Annotated in this window: 8 protein-coding genes and 4 pseudogenes; 7 read left to right on the plus strand and 5 right to left on the minus strand. The window is 47.8% G+C overall.

Annotated features, from left to right (window positions below; genetic code table 11):
- The 3 genes from A9J31_RS06925 to A9J31_RS06935 form a co-directional block, all read left to right on the plus strand.
- The coding region (locus tag A9J31_RS06925; RefSeq protein WP_155857604.1) for an integrase core domain-containing protein at nt 1–169 on the plus strand (169 nt) is incomplete at its 5' end.
- A gap of 132 nt (nt 170–301) precedes the next feature.
- Nucleotides 302–1162 carry an aminoglycoside N-acetyltransferase AAC(3)-IId gene (gene aac(3)-IId, locus A9J31_RS06930; RefSeq protein WP_000557454.1) on the plus strand — a complete coding sequence of 287 codons (861 nt, stop codon included), beginning with the start codon at nt 302–304 and terminating at the stop codon, nt 1160–1162.
- 12 nt (nt 1163–1174) lie between these two features.
- Complete coding sequence (locus A9J31_RS06935; protein ID WP_000587837.1) at nt 1175–1717, plus strand: AAA family ATPase; 543 nt, start codon at nt 1175–1177, stop codon at nt 1715–1717.
- Between the two features lie 481 nt (nt 1718–2198).
- Here A9J31_RS06935 and A9J31_RS06940 read toward each other — a convergent pair whose 3' ends face one another.
- A complete protein-coding gene (locus tag A9J31_RS06940; protein ID WP_000951934.1) occupies nt 2199–2390 on the minus strand; it encodes a hypothetical protein in 192 nt (63 codons plus the stop codon).
- Nucleotides 2391–2413: 23 nt separating this feature from the next.
- On the opposite strand from A9J31_RS06940, the gene A9J31_RS06945 reads away from it, so the two are divergent.
- From A9J31_RS06945 to A9J31_RS15925, 4 genes and pseudogenes are all read left to right on the plus strand, one after another.
- The gene (locus A9J31_RS06945) at nt 2414–2641 is read left to right on the plus strand and encodes a hypothetical protein (protein ID WP_000248278.1); all 228 of its coding nucleotides are present in this window, start codon (nt 2414–2416) and stop codon (nt 2639–2641) included.
- An 86-nt stretch (nt 2642–2727) separates the two neighbouring features.
- Nucleotides 2728–3828, plus strand: a pseudogene (locus A9J31_RS06950) (protein NO VEIN domain-containing protein).
- A 114-nt stretch (nt 3829–3942) separates the two neighbouring features.
- Nucleotides 3943–5314, plus strand: a pseudogene (locus A9J31_RS06955) (IS1182-like element ISCfr1 family transposase).
- 1113 nt (nt 5315–6427) lie between these two features.
- Nucleotides 6428–7420 (plus strand): annotated as a pseudogene (locus tag A9J31_RS15925) (site-specific integrase); the annotation flags it as partial.
- A 33-nt stretch (nt 7421–7453) separates the two neighbouring features.
- Here the strand turns inward: A9J31_RS15925 and A9J31_RS06970 are convergent.
- The 4 genes and pseudogenes from A9J31_RS06970 to A9J31_RS15380 form a co-directional block, all read right to left on the minus strand.
- Nucleotides 7454–8529, minus strand: a protein-coding gene (locus A9J31_RS06970; protein WP_098733269.1) for an IS3 family transposase whose coding sequence is annotated in 2 segments (ribosomal slippage) — nt 7454–8277 and nt 8277–8529 — 1077 coding nt in all. Because the reading frame shifts where the segments join, the coding sequence is not laid out codon by codon here.
- A gap of 56 nt (nt 8530–8585) precedes the next feature.
- Nucleotides 8586–9209: pseudogene (locus tag A9J31_RS06980) on the minus strand (IS5 family transposase); the annotation flags it as partial.
- Nucleotides 9210–9254: 45 nt separating this feature from the next.
- Complete coding sequence (locus A9J31_RS06985; protein ID WP_032490058.1) at nt 9255–9821, minus strand: recombinase family protein; 567 nt, start codon at nt 9819–9821, stop codon at nt 9255–9257.
- A gap of 485 nt (nt 9822–10306) precedes the next feature.
- Nucleotides 10307–10445, minus strand: a 139-nt coding sequence (locus A9J31_RS15380) for an IS1 family transposase (RefSeq protein WP_162270482.1), incomplete at its 5' end; no start/stop codon positions are given.

Raw genomic sequence — 10445 nt, forward strand, 5'->3', positions numbered from 1 at the left:
ATATGAAGAGGTGTATCTCAAAGCTTATAGCAGTGTCACAGATGCGAAAAAGCAATTAAGTGCATATTTTGAGTTTTATAATTTGAAACGACCTCATTCGAGTCTAGACAAAATGACACCAAATGAGTTTTACTATGATCAGCTACCCCAACAAAACAAGGTGGCTTAACTAGAGCGGAATATCACTTATAAATACGCTTTTAGTTGTTCAAACAAGTGGGACCACCTCTATATCTCGATAGGTATAGTAGAGTGATATCTCGATAGGTATAGTGTTTTGCAGTTTAGAGGAGATATCGCGATGCATACGCGGAAGGCAATAACGGAGGCGCTTCAAAAACTCGGAGTCCAAACCGGTGACCTCTTGATGGTGCATGCCTCACTTAAAGCGATTGGTCCGGTCGAAGGAGGAGCGGAGACGGTCGTTGCCGCGTTACGCTCCGCGGTTGGGCCGACTGGCACTGTGATGGGATACGCGTCGTGGGACCGATCACCCTACGAGGAGACTCTGAATGGCGCTCGGCTGGATGACGAAGCCCGCCGTACCTGGCTGCCGTTCGATCCCGCAACAGCCGGGACTTACCGTGGGTTCGGCCTGCTGAATCAATTTCTGGTTCAAGCCCCCGGCGCGCGGCGCAGCGCGCACCCCGATGCATCGATGGTCGCGGTTGGTCCGCTGGCTGAAACGCTGACGGAGCCTCACGAACTCGGTCACGCCTTGGGGGAAGGATCGCCCGTCGAGCGGTTCGTTCGCCTTGGCGGGAAGGCCCTGCTGTTGGGTGCGCCGCTAAACTCCGTTACCGCATTGCACTACGCCGAGGCGGTTGCCGATATCCCCAACAAACGGTGGGTGACGTATGAGATGCCGATGCTTGGAAGAGACGGTGAAGTCGCCTGGAAAACGGCATCGGATTACGATTCAAACGGCATTCTCGATTGCTTTGCTATCGAAGGAAAGCCGGATGCGGTTGAAACTATAGCAAATGCTTACGTGAAGCTCGGTCGCCATCGAGAAGGTGTCGTGGGCTTTGCTCAGTGCTACCTGTTCGACGCGCAGGACATCGTGACGTTCGGCGTCACCTATCTTGAGAAGCATTTCGGAACCACTCCGATCGTGCCTCCGCACGAGGCCGTCGAGCGCTCTTGCGAGCCTTCAGGTTAGAGGCCGTCGACAATGATAATCTGGATCAACGGACCTTTCGGCGCCGGAAAGACGACGCTCGCTAAGCGGCTGCGCGATCGGCGTTCCAAATCGCTGATCTTTGACCCCGAGGAAATCGGGTTCGTGGTGAAAGAAACGGTCCCCATGCCAGCGAGCGGAGACTATCAGGATCTCCCCTTGTGGAGGGGACTTACGATCGCGGCGGTCAGGGAGATTCGAAGGAATTACTCGCAGGACATCATCATCCCAATGACGCTCGTGCACCCGGACTATCTGACTGAGATACTCGACGGGGTAAGGCGGATCGACGATCAGCTGCTGCACATCTTTCTGACGCTCAACGAGGACCTATTGCGTCACCGGATCGCGAACCAGACCATGCATCCTGACCCGAATCGAAATGCGGAGATTCGAGAGTGGCGATTAGCGAATGTCGCCCGATGCTTGGCCGCAAGGGAACGGCTTCCATGCACAACCCGTGTTCTCGATAGTGGTGCACACACCAGCGATGAACTCGCAGCGATGGTGCTCGACGGAATCGATGGGCGCACCTGATCGCCTTCGACGCCTGCGCAAAGCGTAGCGCGAGGGTGGCGGGCTCACGACCAAACGCCCAGAGGTCGATCATCGCAGGGATGTTTGGCTTTGTGGTGCGGACGACGGGACTCGAACCCGTACTCTCACAGAGAAGCAGATTTTCGTACCACCTCGACTTTCGCCGCCGTCTGATGACGTTCGTGGTCTGGACTGTCCCTTCGCCATTGCCCGAAGGCTTTAGGCGCCGCCCGTCCAGTCTCTACACCTTCCCCCGAAGGGGCTTGGCTCGGGATTGGCTTAGGGTATTGCCCGTTAGCGTTCCCCGACTTTGAGCGGTTCTACTCCGCGGATTTCCCCGCGGGCACTCCAATTTTAAAGTCTGCTGCGTCTACCGATTTCGCCACGTCCGCCTTTTTTCGCCGTTCCTAGCGCTCGTGCGATGCACCTATGTTGCACCTAGCGCCGAATCGTTCTTCGTCATCCTGAAAAACCACGTCTCCTAAAGCCTTGCATAGCTTATCTTTTCTCCACCACGAACTTTTTTGTGGGATGGTAGAAAAAAAGACTTTTTAAGTCCGCTGGCTTGCCAGGCCTTGTTAGCTTGTACGGTCATGGTTATCGGGTAAAGAATATTGACGGCATCGCTGGTGTCGGTGGCTGAAAAGCCGGCTCCCATCAGGGCAATAGCCATTTCAGATGCAGGCGTACAGGGCAATGGTCAACAGCTACAGCCTGTCTGACGATTCCGGCGTCATGGCTGCGGCGGCTATCACGCATTTTTTGTTCGGTCAGGCGGTGTTTTCGTACCTCAATGGTTGGAGCGTGTTGATCGGACCTGGTACAGGTTTGGACAGCACGGGCTGCAAATACGCAAGGGATTTAATGGGCCTGGTGGCGTTCACGGCTTTTATCGTGACGTTTCTGTTCAGGGGCTACTCATAATCTCGTGGCTCGGCGGTTCCCGGCACACCATGACAGTAAGGAAGGACCCTGTGTCTCAACTCTCCCAGCTTCGAAGCCCCGCCGCCGTGCAGGCTGCCATCGATGAGTTCGTGCAACTGGGCCGCACGAAATTCCTGGCGCGCCACGGCTACGGCAAGTCCCGCGACTTCCTGGTACGTGATCCGAAGACCGGCACCGATTGCGATTCCAAGGCCATCGCCGGTGTGGCCTTCGGCAAGCAATTTCCCGAGCAGGGCCCGCTCACTGCTGACAGCTTCTCCGGTGGCGAGGCGACCGTCGTTCCGGCGCTGACGCGGCTCGGGTTTCGCATCATTCGCATCGGCGAAGACTGGTCCGAAGAAGAGGTCCTGGCCACGGTCGAAGACTATTTCGACATGCTGCGTGCCGAGGCGGCTGGGGAGCCGTACAACAAGTCCGAGCACAACCAGGCACTGCGCCAACTGCTGAACGGTCGCAGCAAGTCTTCAGTCGAGCTCAAGCACCAGAACATTAGCGCCGTACTCGATGCCCTGGGCCTGCCCTATATCAACGGCTACAAGCCACGCGGCAACAGCCAACTGCTGCTGCGTAAATCCGTACACGCCTACGTTCTGGAACATCAGCAGACGGTCGGCGCTCTTGTCGATGCCCTGGAGGAGGTAAAACTTCCGGGTGACAAAACCTACCGAGCGGCTTTGGTAGAACCACCCGCCCGTGAAGTGCTTGTGCGTACCCCGGCATCTCTACGGCAACGCCTACCGCGAAAGTTCGATTATGCCGCTCGCGATGAAGCCAACCGCAAGCTGGGCCGGGCAGGGGAGCAGTGGGTGATTGGCTACGAACAGCAACGCCTGACCGAGCTCGGCCACCCAGAGCTTTTTCAGCGGCTGGATTGGGTGTCCGACACCCAGGGAGACGGTGCGGGGTTCGACATCCTGTCGTTCGAAGAGGACGCCCATGAGCGCTTCATCGAGGTGTAAACCACCAATGGCGGGGTAGGCTCGTCTTTCTTGGTCAGCCACAACGAACTCGAATTCTCCAAGGAGGCGGGCGATCAATTCCATCTGTATCGCGTGTTCCAGTTTCGGGACGGTCCGCGCCTGTTCACGCTACCCGGCGACCTCAGCCAACATGTGCATCTCAAGCCGACGGACTACCGGGCGAGTTTCCGGAGTTTGGTGGGGTAAAGGCAGGGTTCTGTTGAGCCGAATGGCTGTGTGCGGCCGATTCTGTTGAAAAAGTAGCGGCCTCCCCATGCCGTTGGCAAAATTGCTTTGTCAGCGAGCGTGGGGGCGAACAGCATGATGGGACAGTTACCGGGAGGACAGCAGCGCCTGTTCTACTCGTTCAATCTGGAAGATCACGTCCCGGCCCAACATCTCCTGCGCAGCATCGACCAGTGCTTGGATCTCAGTGATCTACGTGCCTACCTGGCAGATTTCTATAGCCCCATCGGGCGTCCCTCGATTGACCCGGAGTTGATGGTGCGCATGCTGGTCGTCGGCTACTTGCTATGGCATTCGTTCCGAGCGGCGATTGTGCGAAGAGGTGCACCTGAACCTGGCCTATCGCTGGTTCTGCCGGTTGGGTCTGGAAGACGAAGTCCCCAATCACTCGACCTTCTCGAAGAATCGCCATGGGCGTTTTCGTGACAGCGATCTATTCCGCTGGTTATTCAATGAGGTGCTGCGGCGCTGCATGGCAGCCGGCCTAGTCAAGGGTGAAGGTTTCGCCGTCGACGCCAGCATCATTAAGGCGGATGCCAGCCGGCAACGTGGGGTGGCGGGAGATGAGGTCGATTGGAACGATCCAAAGCTCAGCAGCCGCGCAGTGCGCGAGTACCTCGAAGCCCTTGATGAAGAGGCGCTGGCTGAGGCTCTTCCCAAGAAAATTTCGCTCACTGATCCTCAGTCCCGTTGGACAGCAGCGCCAGGTGGCCCGGCCTTTTTTGCCTACTCCACGAATTACCTGATCGACACTGAGCACGGTGTGATCATGGACGTGGAAGCTACCCCGGCGCACCGTACCGCCGAAGTCGATTCGACTAGGACGATGGTCGAGCGTGTCGAGGCGCAGTTCGATCTCACACCGGAACGCCTTATCGGCGATACCGCTTATGGCACCGCCCCGATGCTGGCCTGGATGGTCGAAGAAAAGGACATCGAACCGCATGTGCCGGTGTGGGACAAGACCGAGCGCAAGGACGACAGCCTCTCCAGTAACGACTTTCACTGGAGTCAGGACGCCAATGAATATCGCTGCCCAGCCGGCAAACCGCTACGCAGTGAATGGCGCGCCTTCACCCAGCAAAGGTCGCGGGTAACTAAGGCCAAAACCGTCATTTACCGCTCCAGCCAAACCGACTGCGCCACCTGCCCGTTGAAAGCGAAATGCTGCCCCAACACGCCGAATCGGAAGATCGTCCGCAGCATCCATGAGGCTGCCCGCGACGTGGCTCGACGCATCGCCAAGACACCGGAGTACCTCGTCTCTCGCTGCGAACGAAAGAAGGTGGAGATGCTTTTCGCCCACCTCAAACGGATCATGAAACTCGACCGTTTACGACTGCGTGGCCTAACGGGTGCCACTGACGAATTCACCTTGGCTGCGATGGTGCAGAACCTGCGCCGCATGGCCAAGCTTTTGCCTCAAGGGCCACCGCTGACGGGATAGGTATGCCTGCTACGAGCAGAAACCCTCAAATTAACCCTTAAACCTGAGCAAGGACGCTCAGTGAAACGCCGGAAGGCAACTTGAAGTGGCTTGCAGCCACTTCGACAGCAGGCACACCTGATCGGCAGGCTGCCGCTAAAGCTACTTTTTCAACAGAATCGGCCGATTTGTGCCGGTCGTCAAGGACCGCTTCGGATCACTCTCAACCGGATCGCGGGCCAGCTGATTTGCTAAAACCCGCGCCAAACTCAACGAAGGATTTCGCATGATCCGTTTTTTTTGGCGATCACGCTCGGCCTGATGGTTGGCTGCTCGTCGAGTTCAAGTTCGATCTGATCAGTGAGCGGTAGCGCAAGTGGATCGCCTCAGCCAAGCAGCGTTGTTGCCGGCGGCCGGAAGAAAGCCTTGAACTAGTAGCGGAAAGGATGAAACTTTATTTTTACGATTCTCAGCATTTTCCAAGGTTGAGCGAAAATTAGGATGATACTTTAATGATTCCGGCCTCCATCCCCACAAAACGCTTGCAGATGGCAGAATTGAAATAAGTCATTGTTTTAAATGGATTTTTGCAGGAATTGCTACGTTGCAGGGTCCTGTAGTTAGGATGACACTTTATTTTCCTCCCACAATCAAAGCATCCATCCATGCATTTGTGAAATCAGAACCCATTGAACGCATTGAGTTTGAAAAAAACTTGCTGAACTTAGGTATCGTGAACAATTATGAAAAATATATAGACTACAATAATTTGCTGTTTCACGTTTTGTTTAGCAAATGGATTAACAGTCCAGTTGACTTTGGATATTTTGTCGATCAAAACTTTTACGGTGCCAGCTAAGCTCACTCAAAACATCTACGGTGTAATACACCGTAAAAAGAATTGCACCTGGTACTTGCCACTAAAAAATGACAGTGAATGACATTTTGAGAGAAAAAAATTGTGGGGTAGTGCCTTTTCTACTCCTTTGAGAATTATAATTATGACAATTCCGATACACCTAACAATAACTTCATATTTTTCTTTCTTGAACTAAGATTCAATAACTTAACTAATTTCTATTTCAATCATAAAATATGATATGTTGACCTTAAGAATAATTCATAAACTTTACTATGTTTGCTTTAAAAACAATTCATTTAGAAAAGAAAGTCTCAAACGAAAATCAAATTATTCTTTTATTTGATTTAGATTCATTCTGTCCATGTATGTACCCTATGCTGTACACCATGAAATTTCTTAGATTTCAAAGTATCTCTACGCAGCATGCAGATTTAATCGCAATAAAATTTTGGTATGAATTTTGGTTTGAAAAGTTTGCCACGTCCTTTTGTGAGTCGTTCTATTCGACATCCTATAATTTTGAGATCATTCAATGTGAAATTGATAATTTCATTGTTTACTTAGAAAATAATAAAAAACTTGAAAGTAATCTTATACGGCTAAGCAATTCAGAACATATTAATTACACAACAATTGGTCATAGAGTTAGATCCTTCTTAAAGTTTTACAACTTCTTGATTAATGAATACTTAAGCATGCAATCACAGCCACAACTTACGTTGAAGGAAATTCAAAAAATTAAAGAAAACTTGAATAAATATATGACAATAAAGAAAAAAATTATAAATAATTTTTCAAAAGCCAATAAGACAATTAAAAGTGAGATAAATCATAATTTTAAGAGCATGAATCAGGAAATGATTAAAGGATTGTATTCAGTCATTTCACCAAGTAACTCTAATAAATACAATGAATTAAATCCTTTTAGATCTAAAAATGTACAACTCAGAAACTTTCTGATCATACATCTCATGCTCAACTATGGTCTTAGAATTGGTGAGCTTATGCTACTAACAACCAACTCTATTAAAAAATCAATTCAGAATCATAGTTTTAGTTTAATTATTACAAATACAGATGATGAGTTCGATGATCGATCAAAAAAGCCAAAAATCAAAAATGAATATTCGTACCGAGTAATTAAACTGCAGGAACGAGACTACAGAATTCTTCAAATCTATATAAATGAAATCCGAAAAGAAATTCCTTCACATATCTTATTTACATCCTTAAAGCCTCCCTATTCTGCTTTAAGTTATGGTAATCCTCCCATAAATAACCGAAGTTAAAAGTAGAGGTTAAGCAGCCCTTAGAGGTGGCTTTCCTTTGTTAGCTTGATGTGGTCTTTCATGGTTGTAATGCCACAACCAGTTTGTTGCATAATCTTGTACTTCTTCCAGTGTGTCAAATAGATGCTTGCTTAGCCAGCTATAACGTATAGTCCGATTATAACGTTCAATATACGCATTCTGCTGTGGCTTACCTGGTTGAATATATTCAATACGAATACCGTGCTCAGTAGCCCAGCGTACAAATTCATGACTGATAAACTCCGGGCCATTGTCACACCGAATAACTAACGGCTTTTCTCGCCACTCCAGCAACTGATTCAACGTACGAATAACTCGGATTGTAGGTAATGAGAATCCTGCTTCAATCGCTAAGCCTTCTCGACGGTAGTCATCAATCACATTTAATAATCGGAACTTTCGACCATCGATCAGCTGATCATGCATAAAATCTAATGACCAGACCTGATTTTCTCGGATTGGTTCTTTCAATGGTTCAGGCGCGTGCCGTTTTAGTCTTCTTCTCGGTTTAATACGCAGATTTAGTGCCAACTCACAGTAAATGCGGTAAACCCGCTTGTGATTCCAGCAGTGATTCTCAACATGTCGTAAATATGAGAAGCACAGACCAAATCCCCAATCGGAATTTGCCTCAGTGAGTTCAATGAGCTGTTTAGCAATTAATGCATTGTCATCGCAAAGTTTAGCCTGATAACGGTAGCAGGTTTCACTAATGCCAAATGCAGAGCAAGCTAAACGGATACTAACCGCATGCAGGGCAACGGCTTGTTGAGCCATCTGACGTCGGCAAGATGGCTTCACCACTTTTTTGACATTGCTTCCTGAACAATCTCTGCCTTTAATCGCTCTTCAGCATACATTTTTTTTAGTCTGGTATTTTCTGCTTCCAGCTCTTTCAGTCGAGCCATCAATGAGGTATCCATACCGCCATATCTGGCACGCCATTTATAAAACGTGGCATTACTCATGCCATGTTCACGACAAAGGGTGGCTACAGGTGTGCCAGACTCCGCCTGTTTTAAAATGGACATGATCTGGCTGTCAGTAAATTTAGATGTTTTCATGCAGAATCTCCTGCTCGTATCTTAAGAGAAAATTCTACTTTTAGATCCTTTTATTTTTAGGGGGGATTACCGGTGTGAGGGCGCCCCAATTCTGTGAATTTGTTCAAGACGGCTACGCGTGCATGAATCTCATTCACCTGACTAGGAAAACTCCTTGCTGTTAATTTATCGCCTAATAATTTGATGCAATGCATCTTGGTTTCCACCAAACTTCGACGATGATAACCAGACCACTTTTTCCAAAGTGACCTTCCTAGCAGTTTGACTGTTTTCAATAACTCATTTCGTTCTATAGACCTGACTTGCTGATCTTTCCAAGGCTTTGCATTCTTCCTGGGTGGAATGACCGCATGTGCATCACGATTTAAAATGACTTGTCGGCAGTGCTTTGTGTCATAAGCACCATCTGTATAGACTGAATCAATTCGTTCATCCAAGGGAACTTGAGAAAGTAAATCTTCGAGCACTTGTGAATCGCTGACATTATTTGTCGTGAGTTGTACTGCACGTATTTGAAGGGTTTCAGCTTCTATAGCAATATGGAGCTTACGCCATTGGCGACGATATTCAGATCCATGTTTCTTGCATTTCCATTCACCTTCACCTAGAAACTTCAAGCCAGTAGAGTCCACGAGTAGATGCAGACCATCTCTACTTTTTTGGTAGCTAATTGTAATATCTGAATAGCCACTGATTTTGTAGGCACCTTTCAGTCCATCTAGTGACTAATTAATTTGTTTTAAATACCGATAGACAGCCTGTCTACTGATACCAAACGCTTTTGCCAGATCAACTTTTGATGAATACTTCCCTTCTTTCCAGGCTTGCAGTAATGCTTTAGCTTGATCTGGATTCAATTTATGGACACGACCTTTATATTTGCCCTGAGCTGCTGCGATCTTAATCCCTTCTTTCTGACGTTCTAAGATAATTTCCCGCTCGAATTGAGCAAAAGCACCCATCAGTTGCAGCATCAAATTATCCATCGGCGTGGATTGGGCAGTAAAAGTAATATTCTCTTTTACAAACTGGATGGCGATCCCTCTTTTGACCAGTTTATCTACTTCAGTGACCAAATCTTTTAGACTTCGTGCAAAACGATCCATGGAATGTACAATCACCCTATCCCCTTCCCGGACATAGTTCAACATTTCTTGAAATTTCGGTCGGTCGGTATTTTTACCCGAAGCACGGTCAACAAAAATCCGGTCGACTTCAATTCCCTCAAGTTGACGCCCTGTATTTTGCTCGACCGAACTCACTCGCACATACCCTACTTTTTGGCCTTTCACTCTTTCACGCCCCAATTAGATAAAAATGAACAATTTCGTAAATTATAAATCTTAAATATCAAAGTTACATGTTATATATGGTTAAAAATCATTTAAATGTTACATAGTTTTAAGAACTTTTATATTGTAACTTTAGGGTATACTCTATAGATACATAGATTTTGTGATTTATTCAATAGGTCCACATCGTTCGACATATAAGTTTTGATTTTAGAAAAATAGTTTATGCTTTAATACAACATGATTTTTGATTGGAAAAATTAATAAGAAAAAAATGCTATTTGTATGGCTGTTTTTCACAAATATTTAAAATGTTAGAGCACTCACCATTAACCAAAATTTAAATTATAACTCAAGGATTATTTCTGCCTAATTTTGTAAATTTATTGAGCACCCCCGCATATGGACGTTTCCCCTTAAAGCTATGATCAGTTTTAAGAGGAAAGATTAAATTTAATGGTGGTGTTCTAAAAAGTATGCTGGCATCAGACATAGCCATAATTGACATAGAAGAATACCAAATCAAACACCTTAAAGTGGTTATCAAACTTCTTTGAGAAGCAGCAGGTCTTTCGAACGGCTCGTCGCAATCGGTGCCTAAGGCGACAGTTATTACCTTCTATG

This window comes from Acinetobacter gandensis (assembly GCF_001678755.1).
In the GTDB taxonomy this organism is placed as follows: Bacteria; Pseudomonadota; Gammaproteobacteria; order Pseudomonadales; family Moraxellaceae; genus Acinetobacter; species Acinetobacter gandensis.